This window comes from Acinetobacter sp. WCHAc010034 (assembly GCF_001696615.3).
Classification (GTDB): domain Bacteria; phylum Pseudomonadota; class Gammaproteobacteria; order Pseudomonadales; family Moraxellaceae; genus Acinetobacter.
Map to the genome: position 1 here is coordinate 2,773,242 of NZ_CP032279.1, position 26,426 is coordinate 2,799,667.

A 26,426-nucleotide genomic window follows, 5' to 3' on the forward strand; every position below is an offset into this window, starting at 1 on the left:
TCCTAACTTCCCCAATATTCTTTCAATTCTTTTTCCAACTCACCTTGTAGATATCCAGGATCAGTAATTTTTACATGTGGGATCCAATATCTAACTAAAGGTAAAAGCTGCATGGTATGGCTAATTCTGCTTGATACTAGCAAACTGCCATCTTTTAACTCTTCAATAATTTCTTGTTCTGGAAAAAGTAAACGTTGTTTAAAATGCAAAGCAATTTCTGGAGAAACAATTAAAACTACTTTGGTCTTTTCTCTGCCAAACCAAATACTATTTTCATTATTTAGCTGCTGTATGATTTGAGGATCAGGTATAAAACTTTGAAGTTCATGTTGTTGATAAGATATCGCCATTCGACTTATCCGATATACACGGATTAATCCTTCTTTTACAGCTGCTAGATACCAACTTCCATGATGATGTATCAATCTATATGGTTCAACAATACGTATCTCATTGTTATATAAAAATGCGACCTGTTGATTTTTTTCAATTGCAGTTGAAAACATTTCAAAAAATACTGTAAATAGTGTTGCATCTTCAGAGGAAGAACCTTTAGCACTATATATAGAACTGGCACGACTATCTAAAATTTCACGTAGAAATGAGATATCTAAACTTGGGTAAAGTTGAGCAATTCCGGAAAGTTGAGCAAAATTTTTAATATCTTGTGGTTTTAATTGCCCCAAATAATGACGTTCTAAATAGAATTTTTTAGTTTGACTATTCTGTTGCAAAGGTAAACAGCTTGATAAACGTTCAATATCCCGATCCAATGTACGTTTACTAACACCAAATTCACCAGCCAGACTTTTTAGGTCCAAATGTATCCCATTGTTTAACATTACAATAATCTTTGTTAAGCGTTCGGCCAATTGTGACGCTACAGAGCTTTTTGCCATTACCAACCTAATTTTTAGTTATAGACTATGATCTTTTATTCTCAATAGTACTTTGACAGGGTATGTCATTTTGAGAAAAACTTTATTACTGTAACAAAACAATATTACTATTGAAATATAAGAAAATTATATTTTTTTGTTTAAAAATATGATGATTAAAGATTAATTCAAGACTATTGGTTCTTAAATGCCAATTTAAAAACATGTCATAGATTATCGATTTAAATAAAGTGAAGTCTCTCTTACATCCAAAATACTAAAAATTAAATGCAAGCAGAGTTCCCTTTTCTTCGTAAAATAGAGTTCTAATTTGACTTGGCCTACCTTAATATTAGAGTTAAGTTTGTTTTTAAAATCTAGCTAAGATTTCAAATACTAATCTGTGTAATGGACCCCAAAATTACAATAAAAGTAATTACGAAAGAAAATGATAAATTAAAGTATGAGAGTCACTAGCTCATATGCCTAGAACCACTTGATAAGGTTTAAACCCTTCTATAACAGCATCAGCAACTAATTTGAGAAAACCTTCTGTCTTCCTGTAAGCCATCCATTGATCTAGAGCTTCATAATAAGCTAAGCGATTTTCAACCTTAATCACACAAGGTGGATAGCCCGCTTTTAATAGTTCTAGATTCATCAAAAGTCGTGATGTACGTCCATTCCCATCAATAAAAGGATGTATGCTTATGAAGTCTGCATGTACTTTGGCTGCACGTTCAATTGGATGCAGCTTATGTGCTTCACTATTATACCAGTCTACGAATTGAGCCATCTTGTCATTTAATAATGTGTAATCAGGCGGGGTAGACGTAGCACCCGAGATCAATACATTTTGCTGGCGATAGCGTCCTGTATTGTCATCATCGATGTTTTTTAGAATGGGCTGATGGATATTACGAATTTGCCATTCAGAAAAAGGCTCCTCTTTCCGAATGATATCTTCAACATAGTAAATTGCATTTCTATGGTTGATCGCTTCGAAGTGTTCACTTAATGCCTTTCCACCAACAGTAATACCTTCCAGTACTACTTTTGTTTCTAGCAGGGTGAGTGTATTACCTTCAATTGCATTCGAATGATACGTCCAACGCAGAATAAGATCTTCTTGTAAATTTTTGACAATTGATGGAGAGAGAGGGCGATGTTGATCTAATTTTTTCTTTAAATCATCAATAGTTTCAAACATAACCTTATCCCTGAATTTGTCTTAGTCGATAACACATGAAAAAAGAAATATCAGAAATGTAGTGATATATCATTACATTTTGTATTGATTGTAAAAGTGGTAACTGGACTGCTCTCAGTATCCTAGACACGAGGCAGCCTCATTTTGAAGACACATTATTGTTCATTTCACCCATACATCTATGGCATGTTGTAGATGACCAGTTTTGACATAAAGCGTTGCACCTGATGGGCCTGCCTGAAATTTAGCAGCACTATTGATGGGAAAACGGACCCACGAACCTGCTGGATATATTTCAGTGCCGCAAAATAATTGACCTTTGATAATTAGTAATTCAATCCCTTGTTTTGATTTCTCTACGAAAATTTGATCAGGTTTTAGCTTTTCTAAATAGGTCTGCTCATGTTCCGATTGAAATAACGGGCATATCATCCGATGTTCGGTAAGCGTCCAATTCGCTGGATCATTGGTATTAATCCGGGTGGGCTCTATCTCATGTTCAGTCATTTGCATCAGTTTCACAAAGATTAAACAACCTGCTTTACTGGAAACCCGATGAGTTGAATGATGGGGGTTACGTAAATACCAGCCTGCCGGATAATCATCTTCAGCATTCTCGGTAAAAATGCCTGACAAGATGAGGACTTCTTCACCCAAAGGATGTTGATGTTCAGGAAAGGCAGATTCTGGTGCGTATTTCACCAGACTAGTTGCACGTGCTTTCTCATCGCCAATACGATCAAACATCATTCTATCAACTTCACCTCCTGGAGATTTCACCCAATGGTAATCCTCTGGCTTGATGATGACGGGTTGTGAGAAGTCGGCATGAATAAACATAATGCTGTCCTGTAATGAAGAAACCTAAGTATTTTAACGAGAATGCATAGGTTTATTTTAAAAGAAATAACGATTAGTTAGCTCACTGTTTCAGAAAAGATAAGCATGTTGATAGCAGATATTACTCACTAAGCTATGAAATATTAATATTTTAGAGTTTAATCAACTGTGCTTTGTTTTTACATCAATTAGGAATGGCATGAAATATCAACCGCCTTATACGATCACCTCTAAAATTATTCACTTGATTGCACAAATTAGTGAATCAATAGGGCGTTTGACTGCATTAACCCAAATCCAAGATAGCCTTAAATTGCGAAAAGCCAATCGTATTCGAACGATTCAAGGGTCTTTAGCAATTGAAGGGAATACCTTGAGTACAGAGCAAATCACAGCGATCCTGAATGGCAAGACCATTATCGCTCCACCTAAAGAAGTTCAAGAGGTACGTAATGCCCTAAAGGCATATGAAGAAATTCAAGATTGGAATCCTGATCAAGAATCTCATTTGCTGAAAGCACATCAAATATTGATGACAGGACTGATTGATGAGGTTGGACAGTACCGCCATGGTGGGGTTGGTGTGATGTCAGGGGATCGAGTCGTGCATATGGCTCCGCCTGCAAATCAAGTCCACCGTTTAATGGGAGAGTTATTGCAGTGGTTGGATGAAGGCAATGAGCACCCATTAATTCAGAGTTCAGTATTTCATTATGAGTTTGAGTTTATACACCCATTTGCTGATGGCAATGGGCGTATGGGGCGTTTATGGCAAACTTTAATCTTAAGCCAGTGGAATCCAATTTTTCTCAATATCCCTGTAGAAAGCTTGATTTATCAAAACCAAAAAGCTTATTACGATGCATTGCAAGCGAGCACAGATCGTTCAGATTCTGCACCTTTTATTGAGTTTATTTTGCAGATGATTCTAGATGCAATTCTCAGTTCCGATGCCAGCGATCAAGATACCGCTCAAGCTAGCGTACAAGTTAGCGATCAAGTTAAACGTCTCATCCAGAATATGGAGCAGAAGGAATATAGTTTAACTGAGCTGATGGCTCTTTTAGACTTGTCCCACCGAGCAACATTCCAAAAAAATTATTTAACTCCAGCATTAGAAGCAGGTGTGGTTGAACGCACCCTTCCTGATAAACCTAAGAGTCCTAAGCAAAAATACAAATTAAAAATTGAGTCATAATGAGGTTAAGGTGATTATTAATATCACAAGGAAATGATTATAATGTTATAACATTGCAATTATTTTTCAGTATAATGTTCTGCTATAATGCTGTACGCCATTTTCAAATCCTTAATTCGGATTTGAACAAGATTTTAAAGTGATTCAATGCACTAAATCTAATTTGGGTCAAAATTGGGTCAATGAATATTTATATTTATAAAATTGTGTTTAAAATGAATGGGTTGGTTTTTGAGTTCAATTGACGCCACCTCCACCAAATACCTCTCAAAACATGGCAGAATATGCCAAGTTTTAGAACTGAAAGGCTTGATTCTAAAGGGATCAAGCCTTTTTTTATGCCTGAACATGACCAAACATAACTAGCCACAGTGTACATGCGCCGTGTACACTGCCATGTACATTGCACGTTTTATTGAACTGACGGGTGTACACGGTTATGAAAAGAGCAGATATCAAACGAAGACCATTGGCCGACACTGTGTTAGCCACGTTAGAACCCGAATTAAAAGAATACCGGGAGCTGGACGGTGATGGCCTATATTTCCGTGTGAAGCCTGATGGGAAGAAGGCATGGCTATTCAGATATAAAAAAGCGGATGGAAAATGGTCATGGTTAGGTATTGGCACCTATCCTGAATTGTCAGGCAAAGGTGCCAGAAAAAAAGCATCCGAGATAATTAAAGATATTTCACACGGCGATAATCCAATCATTACCAAGCAGGAACGCAAGCGGAAAGAGTTAGAGCAGAATAATGCCACCTTTGAGGTGTTGGCGCGTGAATGGCTGGATACTAAGGTCGATGCGTGGGTACAGGACACAATGACCCGAAATAAGGGCGCACTAGAAAAGCATATATTCCCTGTTTTTGGTAAACGCCTGTACACCACGATTAAGCCGATTGAGTGGATGAATCATTTAAAGGGAATACAGCAGGAGCAGGGCATCTATGAACAGGTAAACCGCGTTCGCGCAATGTGCCGCGATATTTATGATTTTGCCAAGGTGACTGGGCGTATGGACTATAACCCGGTAGAAGGCATCCAAAAATACTTGCAGCAGGGTAAAAAAGAAAATATGGCTCATGTGAGTGAGCAGGAGCTGCCGGCATTATTAAGAGCAATTAATAATTATCCCTCTTTTGATGTGCGCATGGGCCTGCAGCTTTTGGTTATGCTGTTTTGCCGGCCGACTGAATTAAGGGAAGCAAAATGGGATGAATTCGATTTAGAGCAAGGGCTATGGAATATTCCTGAATACCGCATGAAGAAGCGCCGTGAGCATGTTGTTCCTTTATCAACACAAGCAATTGCTATCTTAAAAGAATTGCAGACTTACCAAACCAATTCAGAGTATTTATTTCCAAGCAGATCGGACAAGAACAAGCCGAAATCAGACACGGTTTTTATTATGGCCTTGCGCCGTATGGGATATGAGGGCAGACAGACGCCACACGGATTCCGACATATTGCCAGTACCTTGTTAAACAATCGTGGTTTTGATGAGCGTCATATTGAAGCAGCATTGGCCCATGTAAAGGACGGCGTGGCAGGGGTGTATAACAAGGCCCAGTACCTGCAAGATAGGGCAAACATGATGCAATGGTATGCCAGCCATTTAGAGGAAATAGCGGATCAGAGCATTATTCAATTTAAAAAGGCGAAGTGACGACCCTTGTCGCACTGCTTACCCAAATATACACAATTATAATTAAATATCGTTTATATTCAGTTTGCTAAGTCTAGGTTGATCCCCGAAAGTCGAATACCCAATTCGATTGGCTTAGCTATTTTTTTGGGATTGCTGTGGGAGGCATGATGAATTTACCACTAAAAATATTTTACACATTAAAAGAAGCATCTGCGGTTTTAAATGAGAGACTAGATTGTACGGAAATAAACGAAGATTATTTTTTTCATTTAGGCATTAAAGGCAACATCCGCTTAGGAATTTTTGCAGACCCTAGTCTTTCTGATGGTGGCAGTGGTGTTTTAAACTTTGATAGTTTTGATGATTTTAATGATTTAAATAAATTAAATTATCTCAAGGCCGTTGACGCAATAGTTAGAAGCCTTGGAGAGGCTGGGTCGATTCTAATTTTAAATAGTGGCTCAGTGAAAGATATTTGTTTTAATTCACTTATTAAACTTAATGAAGCTTATTTTGATAATGTTTATTCTATTGATGCACTTGAATTTGCAGTAAATGGAGAACTAGAAAAAGATTTTAATTGCTGTGAATTTTTTGATAAGTTATCAACCTTAGAAGTTTATGATATTGTTTTTTATTCAGATAAGCACAATGCAATTCATAATGCCGATATACGTGAAAAATATCTTTCACTTCCTGAGTATGAAGATGAAGATGACTGGAAATTAGCCTTTTGGTTTAATGATGATTTTTCTTTAAGTGGTCAGGATATGAGTTCCTTTCAATCAGAAAGAGAGATTCACAAGGATAATTGCCTTATATTAGGTGAAGATTTACAGTTATTGATTAATGGCAAGTGTAGAGAGCCAATAATTAAACACCCACGCAAACGTTTAAATAAAGCAGATTTCCCAGAACATGAACTTAAGTTGCACCCTAAACGTGAAAATTCAATAAATAAAATAATATTAGCTCTCTCTGAAAAGGCGGGTTTGGATTTATCTAATCACATGACTGCTTATGAGAAACTGGATACATTTGCCAAGAATAATAAACTACCACTACCTAATAAAGATACTTGTGGAGGATTGTTTAAAAATGCATTTGAATCGAAACAATCTAATTAGAATCTAAATTGCCTATATAGAATTAATTGACTTCTAAATAGAGTCTATTTAGAACAAAGCAATTAAATTTAAAAACATACTAAGCCCATATTCTTTCATGTATGGGCTTTTTTATGTCAATCAAACCAATTCGTGTCCAATTCAAAACAGTTTGTGAGCTACTGGATATAAGCCGTGAAGCACTGCGCCATAAAGTGCGTACAGATGCCTCATTCCCCCGCCCGATCAAAGAGGGTGATACCAAGCAAGCCCCAGTCTATTTCGACTATGCCGAGCTTGTAGCGTGGCATAACAGCCAAAAGCAAAGCCTTGCTGTGCTGGAGGCTTAATCATGAATCAATTAACAGCACCAGCATTAACCATGTCCAGCCGTGAAATTGCAGATCTGACAGGCAAGGAGCACAAGCATGTAAAACGTGACTGTGAAACGATGTTCCTTGAGCTTGATCTTAATGCAGAGGGGTATGCCCAAAATTGGACACACCCCCAAAATGGCCAAATTTATATTGAATACTCACTGCCTAAAGATCTTGTGGAAACGCTTATCACAGGCTACAGCATTAAATTGCGCTATCAGGTCATTCAGCGGCTGCATGATCTTGAAAGCAAGCTAAAACCCAAATTGACGCTGCCGGAAGATTTGCCAAGTGCATTAAGGGCCTTAGCAGATACCCACGAACAGCTCCAGCAGGCGCAATTTGAGCGTGAAATTGCAATCAAGACCAAAGCACATATCAGTGATAAAAAGACCGCCACAGCAATGGCAACCGCCAGTAACGCCGTACAGGAAAACTCACGCTTAAAAGATCAAATCGGGCAAAGCAAGCGTAATGCTACCGTCTTGGCAGTCGAGCGATTGACAGGGAAAAGTTATACATGGCCACCCTTAAATAAATGGTGTAAATCCCACGGCGTAAAGCCATCAAAAGTACATGATGACCGTTATGGCAAGGTGAATACCTACCCTGCTCAAGCATGGATGGGGGTTTATAGAGTTGATTTATCTGCGCTGTTTGGGAGGTAAGCATTATGAAAAACCTCTCGACAAACCTCCTAAAACTGTTTTCAGCCTGGGCAATAACTGTTTTTCCTGTTGCAAGCTGCAGACGTTTTGCTTATGCTAACGGCGTTCACCCACATGGTGAATTAGCTTTGGTCGGCTATAAACTTTCAAACGGCGCACGGTCCGCAAGGGCTTTTTTTGTGCGTGAAATCTCTATGCGTTCGCATGTTATGGCGGAGCTGGAGAGGGACACTTTCGAGTGTGCAGGTAACCGTTTGAGCCTGTCGACCAACCCTTTTCAGCTTCGCCACCCTCACTTGGTCGTGAATGGTGAAGCTCCTTTAAATTCAAACGGAGCGCATTAACCGTGCCTGCACAAATCAATTCTAAAAATACGCCTGAAACTTATATGCCTGATGTCTTTGATATTATTCCAGAGATGCAGGAGCGTGCTGATTCAATTCACTACATGCTTGATTCATTGCGCCAGGAATTAAATTTATTGCCGCAAATTACAGGTCAAGAAGAAACATTCTTTCGCTCAATCAAGAAATGCTTAGGCGTACTTGAACAGCTTAGCTTCGACAATCTGCATAATTTAAGCTGCATCGACAGCCAATTAAAATCAAATTTGGAAGCTGATAAAAAGGCGGTTGCGCCATGAATCATCAAATCAATTCCAAAAAACTGCCTAAAGCTTATGACGCCGGCGATATGCTCGAGGCATACACTCTTGCCTATGAGCAAATGGCGGATACAAGTGCAATGCTAAACGCCGTTTCAAATGAATTTAAGAGTCTAAAAGACTATCTCAGCAAAGCGTATGGCATTCCAGACAGCTGCTTCAGCGACTTGAGGCGCATTATTGCCATCACGAATACCATGCTTCAGGATTCTGCAGAACTGAGCCAAGATCTTAAACAGAAGCACCAGGCTGAATGCCGGGAGTCACAAGCATGATTTCTCAAAATTCACTGACTGACTCTCCTTTAGATATTCTCGCGCAATGTATCCAGCTATTACCGAATGACGCAGCGCATTTAGAGCATGAATTAATACAGCGCTTTGGCAGTCCCCGGATGCCGGTACATATTGACCAGAGCAATGCAGAGATTAACGGCAGCCGGTACGAAAGCCCTTTAATTCTGCCTATCGTCAATGGGCAGCTGGAGCTTGTTCAATGCGCCGTACTGCAGGATAAAAAGCCGGTTCAAGTCATCCCTGACGGCTTGGCCAAAGGCTTTGCATATTATGGAAGCCTGCAGAAAGACCAGCCTGTCATTATCACCTGCAGCCTGGAGGCATTCTTTAAGATTGCCCAGACAGGCTGCGCCGCGGCATTGGTGATATTGCCCGCCCTATGCAATGCCCGGCAGGCCGCACTCAAGCCGTTTGATTTTGAGCAGATTCAATTTGCCATTAATCAGCTGTCACAGGCCGGCTACCGGCAGCTGTATATGCCGGTGCGGCCCGAGCATATCCAGCTGGAGCCTTTTCAAAAGCTGGCGCAGAATACGGCTGTCAGATTGCTGAACCAGTACACTGAATACGGCGGAAGCGCATTTTTAACCGAGCTGTATAAAGATGATGATGCCGAGGATGTTGCGGCTTTCATTCAGCTGGCTATTGAGCAATTGCCTGCAGACAAGGCATTGCCTAAAGGTCATTTGGCCAAGCCTTTCAGGATGGATGACGGCGCATTCCTGCATATTCTGGACAATGGCCTCTATCTGATCAAAGAAAAAAGGGATGAAGATGGGGAGCTTAAACAGACCCGTACTTTTATCTGCCATTCCGCCATTATCTTAGGCGAAGCGCGCAGCCTGAATAATGACAACTGGAAGCGCGTTATTCAGTTCCACGACAAGGACAATACCCTGCACCGGCTGCTGATCCCCTATGAGCATTTCATGGGGGAAGCGCAGGAAGCCTTAAAGATTATTGCCAATCATGGCCTGATGCCTCCGCGCCAAGCCTATAAGAAAAACGTATTCATCAACTACATTCAGGATTACCCGATAGAGCAGCGCTTCCGCTGTGTAGACCGCGCCGGATGGCATGGCTGCTGTTTCGCTACGCCCAATAAAACCTATGGCGCCAGCGAAGATGAAGAGCTGCTTTTTCACAGTGACAGCAAAAGCCCTTATACCGTATCCGGGAGCTTTGAAGAATGGCGGGAGCTGAGCCGGCTGATTGAGCCGCACGCTTTAGCGGTGCTGGCATTTTCATGCGCCTTTTCAGGACAGCTGGTTTTGCCTTTAGGCGCGGAAAGCGGCGGCTTTCATATCTACGGCTCATCAACGGACGGCAAAAGCACCATCACCAAAGCATCATGCAGCGTGTGGGGCAATCCCAAGCATATCTCCAAGTCATGGCGGACCACGGATAACGCTTTAGAGAATGAAGCGGAATTGAGAAATGACAGCTTTTTAAACCTTGATGAGCTGCGCCAGGCGGTGCCGAAAGCCGTATCTGATATTGTCTATATGCTCACTGGCGGACAGGGCAAAGCCCGAAGCACCAAGGCCGGCAAAAACCGCGATGCCAAGCAATTCAGCCTGATGTACACCTCAACCGGCGAAGTCACACTTGAAGAGCATTTGCGCCGCGGCAATATCGAACTGGATGCCGGGCTGCTGCTGCGCTTCGCGCATATCCCCAGTGATGCCGGCAAAGGATACGGCGTATTTGACTGCATCAACTATGGCACAGCGCCGCAGGATATCGGCGGCCGCATAAATGAGCTGGCATCAAAGCACTACGGCCACGCAGGCATCAAATGGCTGGAGTATCTGACCCAGGATAAAGGTGCCGTGATGCAGAACGCCCAAGCCCTGATGGCCAGCTTTATTGAACAGCACAGCCAGACAAAGAATGGGCAGGCCAGCCGTGTTTTGCGCCGTTTCGCGCTGGTGGCGGCTGCCGGTGAACTGGCGGCGCAGGCAGGCATCACAGGATGGGCGCAGGGCCGCGCATTTGAAGCTGTGGCGCAATGCTTCAATACTTGGCTGGGTAATCTGGGCAATGGCGAAAACATGGAGGAAACGAAAGTTCTTGAGCATATCAAGGCATTCTTTGAGGCCAACGGAACAAGCCGCTTTGAAAACCTGACCGTAATCCGGCATGCCGATGGCGAGGTGATACGCCCGCGCATCCATAACCGTGTCGGCTACTATGACCCAGATACAGGGCATTACCTTGTATCAACAGTCATGTTTAAAAAGGAAATATGCATTGGGATGAATGAAGCCAGTGCTAAAAAGGTTTTAAAGGCAAGCGGATGGCTTGATTGTGAAGATGGCCGCTACACCAAGCGGATGGGCGGCAAGCTCCCTGATGGTTCACGTCCAACTATGATGCATTTTAAGGTTGATGCTATACAGAACTTTAATAATGAAATCTAAAAATAATGATTACCCACTGTGACGAGTGTGACGCAATGCTTTATTTTATTAATAAGACACTGTTATATATAATATTTATTGTGTCACACTTTTTATTTAAAGCTTTATTTAATAGTGTGACGTGACTGTGACGAGTGCGACGCATATTTTAGCTCAAGAAGAAACGTCACACTTTCATGTCACAGTGTCACAATTTAAATGAGTTGGATTATTCAATGAATGTGACGTGTTTTTACTATATAAAACATAATCTTAAATAAATTCGTCACAGACGTCGCACTTGTCACAGTAAAAAAGGCATATATAAGGGAAAGAGAAGCTATGCAAAACCTAGATAACCTGAGTTCGATATAAAAAAGAAACAAAGAAAAAGCCTTTGAAGTTGTAAGATTTTGGTTCTCAAGACAAAAAATCACAAAATAAAGGCTTTCCTATGGATTATATTACTGAAATCTTCTGTGCAATAGATGATTTCTGCAAAGATTTTGAATCCGCGCTAAATACAGCCCTCATTTCAGACCGCCAGCCAAGGCGGCGCAGAGCCAAGGCCCTCTGCCTGTCCGAGATCATGACAATCGCTGTGCTGTTTCATCAGTCCGGTTTCAGGTTCTTCAAGTATTATTACAGCCATATGATTCAGCCTTTCTGGAAATCAGCTTTTCCTGCACTGCCCAGCTATAACAGAATGATTGAGTTGCTGCCTCAATGCCTCACAGCGTTAACTTGCTTCTTTCATCAAATTAAAGGCCAATGTACCGGGATCAGCTTAATTGATTCAACTAAACTGCCCGTTTGCCATAACCGCCGCATTGCAAGGCATAAAGTTTTTAAAGGCCTGGCAGAGCGGGGAAAAAGCAGTATGGGCTGGTTCTACGGATTTAAATTGCATATGGTTATCAATCAATTAGGTGAAATTATCAATATTGCATTTACATCAGGAAATGTTCACGATGTCAAAATGCTGGATGTGTTAAGCAAAGGCTTAAGTGGAATTTTACTCGCAGATAAGGGATATATAAGTAAAGCCAAGGCTGAAAGCTTATCTCAGCAAGGCATTAAGATCTTAACCATGGGGCGTAAGAATATGAAGAATCCGCCTGAATATAACGAGGAAGAAAAACAGCTTCTCTCAAAGCGGGGATTGATTGAAACAGTGAATGATCAGCTGAAAAACCTGCATCAGATTGACCATACCCGGCATCGTTCGGTTAATAATTTTATGGTCAATCTGATGGCTGCAATAGTTTCTTACTGTTTATCACCGAATAAGCCGGCCTTTAGAAATATGCTTAATTAGTAAGCATATTAAGTCGAACTCAGGTTAGATAGTGAAATCAGAAGGGATTTGTTGGATAAATATTTTGTAAGATACTGATTTTTAAATTTTTGTGTAAATTTCACTCTAAAAATAAATTTAATAAAAACAATATCTTATATTTTTATACAACAAAGCCGTCCATTACTATCGTAACCAATCTGGTTTCTCATCAAGAAGCCCCTGGATCTGTGAGTCAGGTAGCTTCATTCGTAATTTAACACTACCAGTACGCTTATAGGACAAATGACCTTGAAGCACCCCATTCAAATCTAGGTCAGCTGCGGAAATAGGCGCTAATGTAGTAATCGCACTTGCTAAGTTTTCTATCCATTCTGATGCAGGCTTCAATGGGTCTATGATTCTAAGTAGTTCAACTAATAATTGGTAAACCTGCTGTGTGCAACCTTTAATAACCATATTTATCAATAATTTATTATGAAACCAACTGATAGGAACTGCTATTCTTTGTAATCCATTATGCTCAATATCGTAAAGTAGAGAATTAGAAAATCCCGAAATAAAATCTTGCATCTCAGTAGGAAGATTACTCGTAGTTCCGAAAGTTACTTTTGCCAGATTTAATATTCCGTCATCAATCGCAATTGAGGTTAAATTTGTCATGTCAAATTTACTACGAATGAACTCATCAATAGCGCCGCCCCCAGTTTCTATTGTTCGTAAGCGTCGCTCATCAGGTAATACTATAGTCGACGGCTCAATATAAGATTCATGAGGAGAATCACCGTGTGTAAGGCTAATAAATACAGCTAATTCACTTTCTACTACAGGCTCTTCAATATCAGTAGTTGATACATCTTCATTTGTAGCCTCTTTCGATTGTATTTTTATATCATCTTGAACAACACCAAGATATTCAGGAATTAATGGATTCCCTTTAAAATAATCACTTAATAATTTCTTCCAAAGATCCACAGTCATAGACCCATCGAATCTGAACAATTTCGTATAGTCAGAGTGCTTTCCAGCTTGGTCAATTGCTAAACCAATTCTTTCTAAATACTCATCTTGTGGATAAGCTCGTATAGCACCATCAAAATGAGTAATAGCTGAGGTACCGATAGAATATTCTGCATGCGCATAACGACATCCATACTGCTCATCTGGAAGTCCGCCAGATGAATTCTCAATTAACTCTTCAATTTCAAAACTACGATATCTATCCTTTATAATTGAATTTAAGCGTGTTTCAGGTGATTTCCACCAAATTTGAGTCCTATCAACACCCTCGAAATACCTTGTTTTCTCCGATGCCTTATGTTCAGTTACACCATTCGGTATCGATGAAATATCATCGTTAAAATGTGGTCCCCACCAATACTCCAACTCTAATAGATTGGTGACAGTGTCAGGATGACCAATGAGATCTGGATCAAGACGTAGTCGAGGAGTGAGATGGGGACTCTCTGCTACGGTTTTATCAAAACTTGAAAGAAAATATTCATTAAATTTATTTCTATGTGACAGACTACGTCTGAAGAATCTATGTGCAAATATCAACAAATTATGTTTCTTATCAAGAAAAACACCTGGTTGAATTTGCTTCATGCTCTGGCACAGTGTTTTGTAATCTGTTAAGCCATCTTTATCTACAGAATTGCTTGAGATATTAAACAGTTCAGGATAAAGCGATGATGCAACATTTTTACGGGATAATACATATGCCTCCATCTTAAGAAACTTATCAAACTCATCAAGCTTCGATAAGTTAGCTCTTTCTAATAAATCGCTTTTTAAAGTATCGCTCCCTTTATTATGATGTGATTCCCAAAAATGAGAAGCTAACTGTGCTAACTGAATTTTTTCTTGCTCAGTTTCGGCTTCCTTGATTACTCCAACTACACGAACCATTTTACTATCAATAAGAAGACCAAGAACTTGGCTCCATCCAACAGGGCGGTGCATATCATGTTGTATGAAAGCTGGCAATCCAGCTGGAAGACCTGTAGTAAGCCGTTCAAAATGGTGACTTTCCTCTGCATTCATTAATGCACTTGCGAGAATTCGGAAGCCTGATTTGTTTATTTGATTTGTAGTAAAAACACCAAGTTGCTGCTTCATATATATACCCATTATTTAAATAGAATTTTTTTAAACTAAGCAATTACCTGTTAATTGTTTAACATATTTCATCACTTTTTCTACCAAATTAAATAAATGGTAATCTCCCCGAAAAAAAACAACTAAATTGTTCTGACATTTTCACTGACAAAAACGCCGTAAATTTTTAGATAGATAAGGCATTCGGATTTAGGTGAATGGCGTATAGCGTACTGTTTTTACAGGTGAATCCAAAAATGGATTTAATAGCAAGAAATTGATTTCAAAGCAAAACGCAAAATGGCGCTTCGCGAATTGATTGCGGAGTTTAGCGCAGCTGGGAGCCAGGCAAGTTAAGCATCCCGCTGATTTCTCCCCATGCCTAAACCGCTATTTTCTGGTTCAGTCATTGCACTATCACCCTGTTTTTAAAGCAAAACTCAAAATTGAGATTTATTTATTTTTCTTCCGCAAATCACTAATAAGCTGGGCTGAGGCTGCAAATTTTCTCAATCCTGGATTTTCATCATCAGCCCATTCTGCAGGGATTAAATCAGCTATCTCCAGCAGTTTATCCATTGCCCGGGGGTGAGTCTCTCCAAACTTGTTTTTGTAGTATTTGTAGTTGGAAATTTCAGTTTTAATCTTTTCCGCAATATTCATTCCAATGGCCCTTAATCTGCCGCATGCAGGGCCGGCCGCCGCATGCGGGTGAGGAGTTGATTCAATTAAGCATTTGAAGCTGCGTTACTGCGTATAGAGGACTGTTTCTTTAACGGTGCGGGCTTCTTCATAAATCGCATCAAGGCGTTTATTCAGCTGAATTTCCGCTTCATTCTTTTGCTTGATTTCCTCCAGGGTCTTTTGCTCATCCAGCGCTTCGCCCATATCCAATACAGCTTGAATCTGCTGCTCTGTAAAGTTTTCCGCCCTTAATCTTTTTTCCTGCTGCCCGTAAATCTCTTTTTTACGCTGCAGGCCTTTTTGCAATGCAGCAGCGTCTGCCTTAATGCTCTCGATATCCAGGCGGATTTGATTCAATTCCTCCTGATGCTGAGCAATATGGCTGTCGTAGGCTTCCACTGCTTTTATTTTCCGCTGTTTCTGCTGCGCTTCCAGGCGCTCATATTCTTCGCACAGCATGGCATATGCGCTTTCTACACTGATCTGATGATCGCTGGCGGTGGACAGCAGCAGTTTTGCTGCATCCGTGATAATGCCTTCATGCGCGAGGCCCGCCTGTTTCAGCGCAAGGTCTGCGCTCAGAATTACAGCAGCAGCTTTGGATTGATTGCTGGAAGTCATCTTTAATTACTCTTGAATGAATGATGCAGGCATTATTTATTAGTTTGTTTTATTTAATTCCGCGCTGTTCCAGACTCCAAAATCGTTTTGATTCCGGCGATTTCATTTTCAAGATCCTGTTTTTCCTGTTCAAAGTCCAGCTTTGAAAGCTTCCTTAAAACCTTATCCTGTTTTTTCATCAATTGATCCAGCTCCGCACATGAGAACTTTATAAAGCTGGAGCGCGCGTTCTGGCTTGAAGCCTTTTTTCCATCGTCTGTTATTGGGCCGGTGGATTTAAGCCAGGGCTTATTTTGCATAATCCGTTCACGCTGCTTTTTCCTGCGTTCAAGTGTCCAGCTGTTTTTATAGTTGGGAGAGGTGGTCATTCTGTGTCAAATCCATAGCCAAACGAACTGAATAATAGGCCTGAAATCTGACGTTAAATTTGACTAGTTCCAGTGTCTTTAAATTAATGAATTATATATAAATATTTTTGCAGGGCCGGCCGTCAAAAAAACGCAGTTTTGACAGCCGGATTCAGCTGCTTATTTCCGTCAGGCTGAAAGTGGCCTTTTGCATGGGAATGCGAGTTTTAAATGCTCTATTTCCATGAAAATAACCCTGTCCGTGTTCATCCATTCATTGAAGCTGATCCGGTAATCCTCCTTCAGGTTCAATTCTTCGCCGTTTGCTTCCATTGCGCTGATCAGGCATTGCTGCCCGCCATGCAGGGAGAGGATTAACTTTCCGCTCTGAATTAAGCGGTTTTCAATTTTATTCAGATGCCCGGGATCAGCAGCGATTTCCTTTAAAATGCAATTGCGCCATTCATCTAAAGTGACTTTTGCCTCACTGACGGGAATATCCAGAATTCTGTATTTCTGGCGCTTCATTTCCAGCAGGTACAAATAAGCATTGAATGCGCATGCCTGGCTATCCGCTTCATGCAAAAACGCGAAGTATTTTCCGAGATTCTTTAAGCCATAATTAAGCTGTGTTTGGATCGGCTCAGGCATTCTGCTGCAGCTGATCTTATCTATGCTTATACCATGATTGGGAATATACCTGATCATCCCGCCATGCTCCCGGACAAGGGCCGCCAGGCGCTTAGCATGGGAGAGCGAGAAAATATAAGACTCCTCTCTAACAGCTTCCAGGCGCTTTATTTTCCGCAGCTCTTTTTCGATTTGCTCAGGTGTTTTTATCTTCGTTTCTTCATCTGGACTTTCCGCGTTAATGGCCTTATCTGTGTTGCACATAGAATATTGTCCTTATGGTTAACATTAGCTCCGGTGTAAGTTTGCAGAATTTTAACGCAGCTTCAGCGCCGTACTTTTAGAGAAAGCCAATCCATTGGCAGGCCCCGGCTGCGCTGAATCCCGCAATGCATTTAGTCAACGCAACTTTGCATTCACCGTAATTATTAATGAATGGCTTCCGCCGGCGCGGGCCGGCACAAATGATGTTCAGAATGTCGCGCTGTACCAGGTGCGCATTTTAATATGCTGCTCTGCCGCGAACCTGAGTGCGAACCGCGTACTGCGAAATAGTAGGGAAGAGCCACGGCAATAAAACACAGCAGGCTGATGTGCGCCTATATGGATACTTAAATAAAGTGCATGTGCTTGAGGGAGGGGACTATTTTTCTATATGAATTTGACTCCTGATATGGGAGCCAAACCCGAAGGAAATAGCCCAGCAACAAGTAATTTGTACACTGTTATGTACACTGTGTTTTTGTGATAAATATTAATTGTTATTAAACATCGACTTATAAATATTGTTCAATTGACGCCACCCCACCAAAATTCTCGATTAAGTATGATCACTGTTCATCATATTTAATCAAAAAACTGAATAAAAGCCTTGGTTTAGACGTAAATCAGGGCTTTTTTTCTGCCTGATGTTAATCACTGATGATTAATGTAAGTCATTGATAATTGCTTTCTATCAAATATACTTGTGACACATTAGTGACACGCGTGTAACACAGCCAATGCTCACAGATATACAAGTAAAGAATCTGAAACCAAAAGAAAAACGTTATTCAATCGCCGATGGGGAAGGTCTTTCTATCGAGGTGTTTCCAACAGGGAAAAAGAAATGGGTTCTTTCATACCGTATTGCAGGTAAACAGACCAGGAAACAATTAGGTGAATATCCTGATGTCAGCTGCAAAGAGATCCGCAGGATTGCCCGGGAATATAAAGCTGAAATTGCAGGAAAATCTAAAGCAGCACCCAGTTTAAAAAAAGTATGCGATGAATGGCTGGAGCTGATGAGTCCGCAATGGTCCAGCGAAAAATATATCAGCACTGTAAAATACCGGGTGGTGTATCAAAAAGTATGCTAAAAAAAAGCAGGTTGAATTTTGATAAAATAGAGAAATGCAAATAACTCTAGAAATCAAATGTCCAACCTGCCTCAGTGACAGTATAAAGAAAAATGGCATCAAAGTAGATGGGAAACAAAACTACCAATGCAAAGACTGCAAACGTCAGTTTATTGGTGACCATGCTCTGAGCTATCTAGGATGTAATTCTGGCATTACTCGTAAAATATTACAGTTAATGGTCAGAGGCAGCGGTATACGAGATATCGCTGAAGTTGAGCGCATTAGTATCGGTAAAGTCTTACGGACTTTAACTGAATCGGCCTATCAAATTCAGCCTAAACAAAGTCATTATGAATCTCTCGAAGTAGATGAATTCTGGACTTTTGTTGGAAATAAAAATAATAAACAATGGCTTATTTACGCCTACCATCGAGAAACAGGTGAGATTGTTGCTTATGTTTGGGGTAAGAGAGATTTAGCTACAGTCCAAAGGTTGAAGACAAAGCTTAAACAATTAGGTATTCACTACACCCGAATTGCAAGTGATCATTGGGACAGTTTCATCACTGCTTTTAAAAACTGCAAGCAAAGTATTGGTAAGTTGTTTACTGTAGGAATTGAAGGTAATAATTGCAAAATAAGGCATCGAATAAGGCGTGGTTTTAGAAGAAGTTGCAATTTCTCCAAAAAGCTTGAAAACCATTTTAAAGCCTTCGACTTAACCTTCTTTTACATCAATAATGGCTTCATTTAATGTCAGCATACTTTTTAAAACACCACCAAATACCGTTTGGATTACATTACAGAAGATTTTTTAAATCAGTCTTTAGATGAAATAACTCGAATGCAGGTTTCATCTAAGGTTAAAGAAATTGTGGCCAAGGGAACGCTGGAGACAGCTACAAGATCTTTAAGGCTATTGAATGCAGTGTTCAATTTTGCGATTGCTTCAGGTTATACAGAAAAAAATCCTTGCATCTTGGTGAGTGAATTAATTCCTGAGCATGAAGCGCAAAGCTATCCATGTTTGCCAGTAAGTGAAATGCCAGAGTTCTTCAGGCGTTTAGAGCGATGCAATGCTTTCCCAATTACTAAAATTGTTTTAAAGCTGGCATGTTACACAGGGACACGAATCAGTGAGCTTTTGAAAGCCCGCTGGGATACAGGTGAAATTGATTTTGAAAACAAAGTTTGGATTATTCCTGCATATCGGATGAAGCGCCGAAAAGAATTAATGGTGCCGCTAGTTCCCCAAGTTTATGAGCTGTTTTTAGGTCTATTTAATTCCCGGTCGGATGACGGATTTATTTTTAAGCATACACGTGAGCCTTGGAAGCATATGACTTCTGAAACTCCTTTAGCCGTTATAAAAAGAAATGGGTATGCAAATGAGATGGTGACGCATGGTTTTAGGACTTTGTTTTCTACTCATGCAAATGAAAGTAAATTATTCAGATCGGAAGTAATTGATTACCAGATCGCCCATGTCAATAAATCCACAAGAGCCGATAAAACCAGCAAAATTTATAATAGGGCAGAGTACTGGCCAGAACGGATCGAGTTGATGACTTGGTATGCTAATGAAGTTGATCAATGGATTTTTTTATAGTCAGGATTTCTTGAATTATCTCGGCTCTACCCCTTAACTGAGAGCTTAAACAAGCAATGCAATTTATATTGCAATCTTTTCCACGAACTTCGGAAGTTGGTGATCGTTTTGATGCACGTAAGGTAAGTTTTTTAAATGAAGGATTAAGTTATGGCAAGGTAATTTTACAAGATGCAATATCTGAGTTAGTCAAGGAGGGTTTCTTGACACCAGATAATCGCTTGACAGAAAAAGGATTATCGGATTTATTCTTGCCAAGTATTGAAAGAATTAAAGTCGATTTTTATGACTATTTAGATAGTTGTAATTTAAGTAAAGGTGATTATATAGATGCTAAGCGACTTGGATTTGATTTTTTAATATCTTTAAGTAGTAGTGATAACGAGCTTTTCATGAGTAAAGTGTTACCAGATTTAATATCAGAAGGTTTTATCGAAAGAAAGAATGGCATGCTATACGTTGCATAGTTAGATTATAATATAAAACCATAAAATAGAAAAAAGCTCTCTTAATGAGAGCTTTTTTAACATATTTCTTAAACTAATTATTTCTTATATTTACTATTTCTATATTTTTCACGTGGTGATTTCAAATTTAGATAAAACTTGTATAAATAGGCAAAAGAATATTTCTTAATCCCACCAGGAATTAAAGTTACAAATATTATTCCATTTAAAACAAGCATTTCTTCAAAAGTATTAGTTGTTTCATTAATAAGTTCAGGATGATTCTCTTTAACAATTTCAACTAATCTTTCAAAATCTTTCTGAAGTAAAGAAGATACCCTTAGATCATCTGGTACCTCGCTGGTTTGGATATCTTCAATGAAGTATCTAATAACTTCATTTCCTGCTTCATTTGCCATATCTTTAAAGTAACTTTCAACCGCTTTGGCACGGACTGATCGTAATAAGCAATAATCTATACCAAGTACAGAGTCTCCTCTTCTTGCAGCATGATCTCTACGTTGTTCATCAATAGCAAACTTTAGCATATCTAGGAATGGGCGTAGACTAATAGTTTGGTTTGCATTTCTAATATTTCTATACAAACCTTCATACGCATCTACAGAATCTAATTTTGGCTCTCCGAAGAATTTATTTACTAGAGGCCTTAATATATGACCATCATCAGGAAGTTGATTAAAACTATTTTGCTTTCTGAGTTTTTTAATTACACTATTTTGGATAAATATTTTTTCAAAGTTTTGATTTAAGAAATCATAGAATGGAATTTCAGAGTTGGCATATATAATTTTAAAGAAAAAAGCGTACATTTCATCCTGTGACCATTCAAGATCTATTGTTAAAGAATATAGAGAGCGCTTATTTGTAAGATTACCAATTTTCTCGAAAAGATCTTTTCTTAAAAATAATTTCGGTTGAATTCTATCCCAAGAATTTGATTGGCAAATCTTGATCAATGGTGAAATACCTTTATCCCAAGAAATAGGCTTTACGACAGAATCTAATTGATCAAATGTGGCAATTAATGTTTGATCTTCAGATCTTAAATAAGAATCAATATTTGAAAGTTCTAGTTCAACTTTAAAGTAGAGATTCTCTTCATGAATTATTTTTTTAATGTAGGAGTATGTTAATGCACTGTTGTCAATGATGAAGTCACAAGATGTTAGGTGCTTAAAGTAATCCATTTGCGCGAGTGCTGCCCATATATAGGCTATCCAAAACTTTCTGACTATAATCTCATTGTTTAATTCTTCTTCCTGTAGATGCGCAGTAAATTCAAAAAATCCATTTCTACTGTCACTTTCCGAAATAATATTTTTTATCAAAATTTTATTAGGGTTTTTTTCAGCTCTTTGCAGTAATCCTTTGACAAAATTTTCATTTTGTAATGCTTTATAAAAATGTGTTTTTCCTGTACCTTTACCACCAATTAAAAATTTAAATTCTGGTAAGAAAATATCTTGCATACATTTTCTTAAATAAAACTTTTTCTGTAAATAAATACTATCGAAAAGTATATTTTCTGAATATGAGTCAGGCAAGTTATTATATAAATCATCTACAATTATATTCTTGTACTCATTTAATTTCTCACTATCGTCGTATTGATTTTCAAGTTCATTCAGATCATCTAATAAACGTATAGTTTTTTCTAATTCGATATCATTAATATTCAGGTAATCAATACCTTGAAGTTTTTCTAAAACATCACTCATATGAGTTAAGAATGGTGAATATGATGTTGGTGTATTATTTGATGAGAAATATATGAAATCTTCAAAACTTTCATCTTCTGTCCCAATTAGTTCTAATGCAGATTCACGAGGGAAGAAAAAGGTTGGAATAACAAATTCATCGTCATAATCTGACATATACTTTGCTATTTGATTAGTAATAGCATTGTGGCGTTTTCTCATATTTGTAGAAACAATTGATAAAACTATCGTTATTTTAGTATGGAGTGATTCGTCAGAATATTTATCAAGTAAAAATTCAATACCGGGCTTATTCTGAATATCATCTCCAAATAGAGCGACTACATGATCTGAAAGTTTCGATAGTACACCAAATACGTTGTTAAAACCTGTCCGCGAATCAATAAGAATTACATCAGGTTCTACTTTATCCTGAATATCCTTAATTAGAGATTTCATATCTTGTAGAAAAACTGACGGACCATATGTATCTAATCTTGAAAGTCCCTCTAAGTAGCTATTTTTTTCATCAGAAAATACATTACCTGCAGGCATCATATATATTGTGCCTTCACCTGAATATTGATTAGCGACTTGGTAATAATAATCCTCATTTATTATTGTATTATCATCAAATTTTTTATCGTTAAGATATTCGACTACACCATTTTTTGGATTGCTAAATTGAGAAATTGAAAAGAAATTTAATAAGCCTGGTGCTTCGAAGTCACAGTCAATTATGAATACTTTTTTGCCAGCTTCTGAATAAAATCTTGCCAATAATGCGAGTGATGTTGTTCGACCAACTCCACCTTTATAGCTATAGAATGTGATTACATTTGAGTTTTCTGTGCCAGTTTCTGTTGGTTTATTGATTAAATTATCAAGAGATCTTCTCAAACCATAGTTTACATTTTGATCTTCAAGATATTGAAACTCCTCTTCAGCTTCTGAAGTATTATAAAAGGTGAAATATACAGAGTTATTTTCTATTTTAAAATTTGTAGTTTCATCTCTGTTTTCTAATAACTCCTTTAGTTCATCTAAACTACTAATTTTGTCACTAGAAATAAAAATATCTATTTGCTGATTGATTCCAAGTTTAATATGAAACTTTTCTATAGTTTCATTGTTTTTAAGCTGTATTAGAGATTTTTCCATATCTCTAATATAATTGAATGATTTAAGCATTTTCACAACCTTTGAATTTCTTGCATTATCTCATTAGCAAGTTTATAAAATGTTTCAACATTTTTAAGAGTAATCTTACCTTCTACATGCATGTTTGATTGATTAAACCAATAGCGAACCTCAGCATCCCAATTTTTGTAAATTTGGATTACTTCGGGAGAAATATCTTTAGTATTGTCTATTAGTTTATATCCGCCCTGAAGTTTATTAAATGCATCGGTATATCGTTCAAATTTATGAACTTTGATATGTCTGTCAAACGTTAAATCATTCTGATTTAGCTCTTTTACTGGTTTATTTCTATCATAAGAAATTAAATGATAAATTCCGTATTTAACTGAGCACTCAATAATGTATCCACTTAAATAGAATAAGTTAAATATTAGCTGTTTCTGCTTTACCTTCTCTTGAGAGGTGGTTGCACTATTACTTTTGATACATTTAAGGATTTCCTCACAAGTGTACTGGTGCTTCCGCGCAGAGTTCAAGTATTCTTTATATTGCAAATCAAAAACCTCTTACGTTTTTTCACTCATCATAGTCTATATATTTATTTTTGAAACATTTTTTTTAATTTTCATGAACGTATAAATACTTCTTCCTACTCAGTTGAGTAGTCAGCAAACTTTCTTTGCTAATTCATTTTCCAGAGTTCTTTTTTGCTACCAACCAGTACAAGTACCTCCCTGATGTGTGATACTGACGGCATCAGATAGCTTAGCTCTCTTAATTTGTAGCCAATAATCTGTTAATAGGTTAGGCTAGAGTTCTGCTCTCAGTATAATCTCAATCAGCACAGTCCCAGCTTTTTTAATTTTTTCGGAAAGAGCTTGCGTAAAAGCTAAATCTTTTGGTTGAATAGAAGCCATGTTTTTTAGATTTTGGACACAAAAAATCCCCATTTTTTAGAGGGGGAAATCGGCAATAATTGATCAAAATTAAAGTTTTAATGTGAGTTATGCTGAGATTTCATTTTGAAAGTCTTCAGATTGTATTATATGCAAGAGTATCTGTTGAACTACCTTTTGATTTCCTTGGACATGAAAAAGTAATAACGAAAGAGTAGTGTAGTAAAAATTAATATTTTGTAATAATTCAACTTTTGTGTCAGTACTAAACCCAGTTTTAGGCTTATTGAAATAGGCTTTTATAAGTTCACCTTTGCCGTGTGTAAACAAAGAAAGCTTACTATATGACCCTAGATGTTTTTGAGTGAACTGACCAAACGTTTCACCAAAATTTTTGCTATCTTCAGTTTGAAAAGCATCTAAAGTTTTGGCCATCTTAGCGAAATCTGGAAAAGGTTTTACACCTTCAATTAAGTCAGATACATTTGTATTTGTAGACTTTTCAATGAATTCCACATAAAAACTTTTTATATACAGTTCGAGCATTGTTCTTGTTAAAGCAGCGACACATACAAATCTACCGTTTTTAATTAAAGCATCAATAGACTCAACTATTTGTCCAACAATACAGTAATAAGCTAGATTGATTTTTTTATAATCATCACTTAAGTCGAAGCTATCAATATCGATTTGATTTTGAATGAAGTTGTAACTTTGACGTAATTCGTTGAGTTTTTTTTCAACTTTAATATGCATTTTAGATCGCTCCCATTTATCAAATTTTAATCAATATAGTTAGTTTTCAGCACAACCAAATATATACACTTTAGTGGAAAATTCATCGGTAATAACAAAATACTAGGTCTAATAGACAATTATCGTTATTTAATATTCGCTTCTAAATCCAATTGCGTTATTAATCCTCCACTCTTAGTATAGCTATGAGTGGCTTTTTCAACGATCCACTTCAGCTTATCCACCTCTGCTTTAAAGCCCTGTAGCTTGATTGGAGACTCTGTACTGATCTCAGATAGTCCATAAGCTAAATTGATGCTGAATTTCGCCATTTGGCGCTTAATCTCAGCCATCTTTGCAGCACTGGCACGTTCTGCCTCTTCTTTATTGGCAAAGGTTCCCTTCAGATGTTTCACTTTGCCTTTCTCTCCAGACACTGCTTTTTCTCGCTTGGCTTTGCCTGTGTCCTGGTAACTGGCAGAAACGCCAGTATGATCCGATTCTCGGTCTTGCTCACTGTAGCGGAACTGATCACCGCTGTTCCTGATCAAAGTAATGGTAGGCAAATCCTTGCCTGAAGCTGTTTTTGCGCTGCCGGCAGCAAAAATTAAAAGCCGGTCTTTTTTTACGGCCATCTCTGCGCCATTCTGTTTGGCCAAACGCGTCAGCAGGTTCAGATCAGATTCATTGGTCTGATCAACATGGCTTAAATCAATATTTTTTAAATTGCTGGTCATGACCAAAGTGAGGCTGTGATTTTTGGCAATTTCCGCAGCAATCTCGCCAAATTTTTTGCGGTGGTACGATTTAGATTTGGCCTCTTTGATATTGCTTTTAAAATTGGCGCTGGAGGCTTTTACCGTGATCTGATCTGGTGTGCCTGACCATTCCGTTTCATCTACAATAAAATCGCCTTTGTCATGCAGGCTGTCGCCTAAATAGCCCATTCGGCAATTCAGGCGGACACCACGCTTAGGCAGCTCCAAAGCGCCATCATGATCATCCAGCACGATGCTGAGTTCATCCGCTTCATTGGCGCGGTTATCCGTCACCGTAACGCTGAGGATTCGGCTGTAAATCAGCGCATTCAAAGGCTTGCTGTTGGCGGTAACAATGCAGACAGGGGTTTTAATCATGCTGCACCTTTTCTGCGCTTAGGCGCAGACTGAGTTTCTACCCGGTCATCATCTGCGCGGTTCAGCTTCAGCGTGTAGCCCACTTTGCGCGGTGTGCCATTGTCTAGCAAAATAGACTTGGTTTCATCAATACTGTCAATCACATAAACGCCATACACATAGCCGGCGCCATCCATCAGCACAAAGCCTTGGCCAGTATCGGCCATGCTGGCCAGCTCATCCAGCGCGAAGCGCGTGCCAAAGCCGTATTCCTCATAGATGAGGCCCGGCAGGCTCACGGTGTCTTCACCGGCGCCCATGAACTGTTTCTTTGGGCGGCCGAATGCAACTGCATTATCGGCATAATTCCATGAGCGCTGGCGCTGGATTTCCTGAAAGGCCAGTGTGCCGGTCACAAATACAAATTGTCCGAGGCTCATTAACATTGTAATTCT

Annotated in this window: 25 protein-coding genes and 2 pseudogenes; 14 read left to right on the forward strand and 13 right to left on the reverse strand. The window is 38.8% G+C overall.

All coding sequences use genetic code 11. The features are described 5' to 3' along the window. Nucleotides 1-2: 2 nt before the first annotated feature. From BEN74_RS14920 to BEN74_RS14930, 3 genes are all read right to left on the reverse strand, one after another. Entirely contained in the window at nucleotides 3-899 is an 897-nt protein-coding gene (locus BEN74_RS14920) for a helix-turn-helix transcriptional regulator (protein ID WP_068911038.1), read from the reverse strand. A gap of 457 nt (nucleotides 900-1,356) precedes the next feature. After that, the gene (locus BEN74_RS14925; RefSeq protein ID WP_068911039.1) at nucleotides 1,357-2,088 is read right to left on the reverse strand and encodes a Fic family protein; all 732 of its coding nucleotides are present in this window, start codon (nucleotides 2,086-2,088) and stop codon (nucleotides 1,357-1,359) included. Between the two features lie 162 nt (nucleotides 2,089-2,250). Beyond that, a complete protein-coding gene (locus BEN74_RS14930) occupies nucleotides 2,251-2,928 on the reverse strand; it encodes a cupin domain-containing protein (protein WP_068911040.1) in 678 nt (225 codons plus the stop codon). Nucleotides 2,929-3,127: 199 nt separating this feature from the next. On the opposite strand from BEN74_RS14930, the gene BEN74_RS14935 reads away from it, so the two are divergent. The 10 genes from BEN74_RS14935 to BEN74_RS14980 all read left to right on the forward strand — a co-directional run bounded on the left by BEN74_RS14935 (nucleotide 3,128) and on the right by BEN74_RS14980 (nucleotide 12,608). Beyond that, entirely contained in the window at nucleotides 3,128-4,126 is a 999-nt protein-coding gene (locus BEN74_RS14935; protein WP_068911041.1) for a Fic family protein, read from the forward strand. Nucleotides 4,127-4,565: 439 nt separating this feature from the next. Beyond that, on the forward strand, nucleotides 4,566-5,795 hold the full coding sequence (locus BEN74_RS14940; protein WP_068911042.1) for a tyrosine-type recombinase/integrase: 1,230 nt from the start codon (nucleotides 4,566-4,568) through the stop codon (nucleotides 5,793-5,795). 146 nt (nucleotides 5,796-5,941) lie between these two features. After that, entirely contained in the window at nucleotides 5,942-6,904 is a 963-nt protein-coding gene (locus BEN74_RS19720) for a hypothetical protein (RefSeq protein WP_228200356.1), read from the forward strand. Nucleotides 6,905-7,017: 113 nt separating this feature from the next. Then, complete coding sequence (locus BEN74_RS14950) at nucleotides 7,018-7,233, forward strand: transcriptional regulator (protein ID WP_068911052.1); 216 nt, start codon at nucleotides 7,018-7,020, stop codon at nucleotides 7,231-7,233. A gap of 2 nt (nucleotides 7,234-7,235) precedes the next feature. Further along, on the forward strand, nucleotides 7,236-7,928 hold the full coding sequence (locus BEN74_RS14955; RefSeq protein ID WP_068911043.1) for a Rha family transcriptional regulator: 693 nt from the start codon (nucleotides 7,236-7,238) through the stop codon (nucleotides 7,926-7,928). Between the two features lie 5 nt (nucleotides 7,929-7,933). Next, nucleotides 7,934-8,272, forward strand: a complete 339-nt coding sequence (locus BEN74_RS14960) for a hypothetical protein (RefSeq protein WP_068911044.1) — start codon at nucleotides 7,934-7,936, stop codon at nucleotides 8,270-8,272. A 2-nt stretch (nucleotides 8,273-8,274) separates the two neighbouring features. Continuing rightward, a complete protein-coding gene (locus BEN74_RS19600) occupies nucleotides 8,275-8,571 on the forward strand; it encodes a hypothetical protein (RefSeq protein WP_068911045.1) in 297 nt (98 codons plus the stop codon). Continuing rightward, nucleotides 8,568-8,867, forward strand: a complete 300-nt coding sequence (locus tag BEN74_RS14970) for a hypothetical protein (protein ID WP_068911046.1) — start codon at nucleotides 8,568-8,570, stop codon at nucleotides 8,865-8,867. Before BEN74_RS19600 ends, BEN74_RS14970 begins: the two co-directional genes overlap by 4 nt. Further along, complete coding sequence (locus BEN74_RS14975; RefSeq protein WP_068911047.1) at nucleotides 8,864-11,311, forward strand: DUF927 domain-containing protein; 2,448 nt, start codon at nucleotides 8,864-8,866, stop codon at nucleotides 11,309-11,311. Before BEN74_RS14970 ends, BEN74_RS14975 begins: the two co-directional genes overlap by 4 nt. A 433-nt stretch (nucleotides 11,312-11,744) precedes the next feature. Next, entirely contained in the window at nucleotides 11,745-12,608 is an 864-nt protein-coding gene (locus BEN74_RS14980; protein ID WP_068907692.1) for an IS982 family transposase, read from the forward strand. A 165-nt stretch (nucleotides 12,609-12,773) separates the two neighbouring features. Here BEN74_RS14980 and BEN74_RS14985 read toward each other — a convergent pair whose 3' ends face one another. From BEN74_RS14985 to BEN74_RS15005, 5 genes are all read right to left on the reverse strand, one after another. After that, a complete protein-coding gene (locus tag BEN74_RS14985) occupies nucleotides 12,774-14,708 on the reverse strand; it encodes a hypothetical protein (protein WP_162898199.1) in 1,935 nt (644 codons plus the stop codon). Between the two features lie 432 nt (nucleotides 14,709-15,140). After that, nucleotides 15,141-15,350 carry a hypothetical protein gene (locus tag BEN74_RS14990; protein WP_068912729.1) on the reverse strand — a complete coding sequence of 70 codons (210 nt, stop codon included), beginning with the start codon at nucleotides 15,348-15,350 and terminating at the stop codon, nucleotides 15,141-15,143. 84 nt (nucleotides 15,351-15,434) lie between these two features. Next, entirely contained in the window at nucleotides 15,435-15,992 is a 558-nt protein-coding gene (locus tag BEN74_RS14995; protein ID WP_068912733.1) for a hypothetical protein, read from the reverse strand. A gap of 53 nt (nucleotides 15,993-16,045) precedes the next feature. Then, the gene (locus BEN74_RS15000) at nucleotides 16,046-16,360 is read right to left on the reverse strand and encodes a hypothetical protein (protein WP_068912736.1); all 315 of its coding nucleotides are present in this window, start codon (nucleotides 16,358-16,360) and stop codon (nucleotides 16,046-16,048) included. Nucleotides 16,361-16,528: 168 nt separating this feature from the next. Continuing rightward, nucleotides 16,529-17,233, reverse strand: coding sequence for a hypothetical protein (locus tag BEN74_RS15005; protein WP_119285056.1), 705 nt, complete (start codon nucleotides 17,231-17,233; stop codon nucleotides 16,529-16,531). Between the two features lie 737 nt (nucleotides 17,234-17,970). Between BEN74_RS15005 and BEN74_RS15010 the strand changes: the two are divergent. The 4 genes and pseudogenes from BEN74_RS15010 to BEN74_RS15030 all read left to right on the forward strand — a co-directional run. Next, nucleotides 17,971-18,312: pseudogene (locus tag BEN74_RS15010) on the forward strand (Arm DNA-binding domain-containing protein); the annotation flags it as partial. A gap of 49 nt (nucleotides 18,313-18,361) precedes the next feature. Beyond that, nucleotides 18,362-19,063, forward strand: a complete 702-nt coding sequence (locus BEN74_RS15020) for an IS1 family transposase (protein ID WP_005005861.1) — start codon at nucleotides 18,362-18,364, stop codon at nucleotides 19,061-19,063. Nucleotides 19,064-19,081: 18 nt separating this feature from the next. Continuing rightward, nucleotides 19,082-19,918 (forward strand): annotated as a pseudogene (locus BEN74_RS15025) (tyrosine-type recombinase/integrase); the annotation flags it as partial. Between the two features lie 68 nt (nucleotides 19,919-19,986). Further along, complete coding sequence (locus BEN74_RS15030) at nucleotides 19,987-20,385, forward strand: hypothetical protein (protein WP_162898200.1); 399 nt, start codon at nucleotides 19,987-19,989, stop codon at nucleotides 20,383-20,385. Between the two features lie 77 nt (nucleotides 20,386-20,462). Here BEN74_RS15030 and BEN74_RS15035 read toward each other — a convergent pair whose 3' ends face one another. The 5 genes from BEN74_RS15035 to BEN74_RS15055 form a co-directional block, all read right to left on the reverse strand. Further along, complete coding sequence (locus BEN74_RS15035) at nucleotides 20,463-23,273, reverse strand: tyrosine-protein kinase family protein (protein WP_068911727.1); 2,811 nt, start codon at nucleotides 23,271-23,273, stop codon at nucleotides 20,463-20,465. A gap of 2 nt (nucleotides 23,274-23,275) precedes the next feature. After that, nucleotides 23,276-23,779 (reverse strand): hypothetical protein, encoded by a 504-nt coding sequence (locus tag BEN74_RS19725; RefSeq protein WP_228200357.1) that lies wholly within the window; start codon nucleotides 23,777-23,779, stop codon nucleotides 23,276-23,278. 450 nt (nucleotides 23,780-24,229) lie between these two features. Continuing rightward, complete coding sequence (locus BEN74_RS15045; RefSeq protein ID WP_068911729.1) at nucleotides 24,230-24,877, reverse strand: hypothetical protein; 648 nt, start codon at nucleotides 24,875-24,877, stop codon at nucleotides 24,230-24,232. Between the two features lie 125 nt (nucleotides 24,878-25,002). Beyond that, on the reverse strand, nucleotides 25,003-25,992 hold the full coding sequence (locus BEN74_RS15050; RefSeq protein ID WP_068911731.1) for a contractile injection system protein, VgrG/Pvc8 family: 990 nt from the start codon (nucleotides 25,990-25,992) through the stop codon (nucleotides 25,003-25,005). Further along, nucleotides 25,989-26,417: a phage tail protein gene (locus BEN74_RS15055; RefSeq protein WP_068911734.1), complete on the reverse strand. Its 429-nt coding sequence runs from the start codon at nucleotides 26,415-26,417 to the stop codon at nucleotides 25,989-25,991. The genes BEN74_RS15050 and BEN74_RS15055 overlap by 4 nt, the downstream gene beginning before the upstream one ends. Between the last annotated feature and the right edge of the window lie 9 nt (nucleotides 26,418-26,426).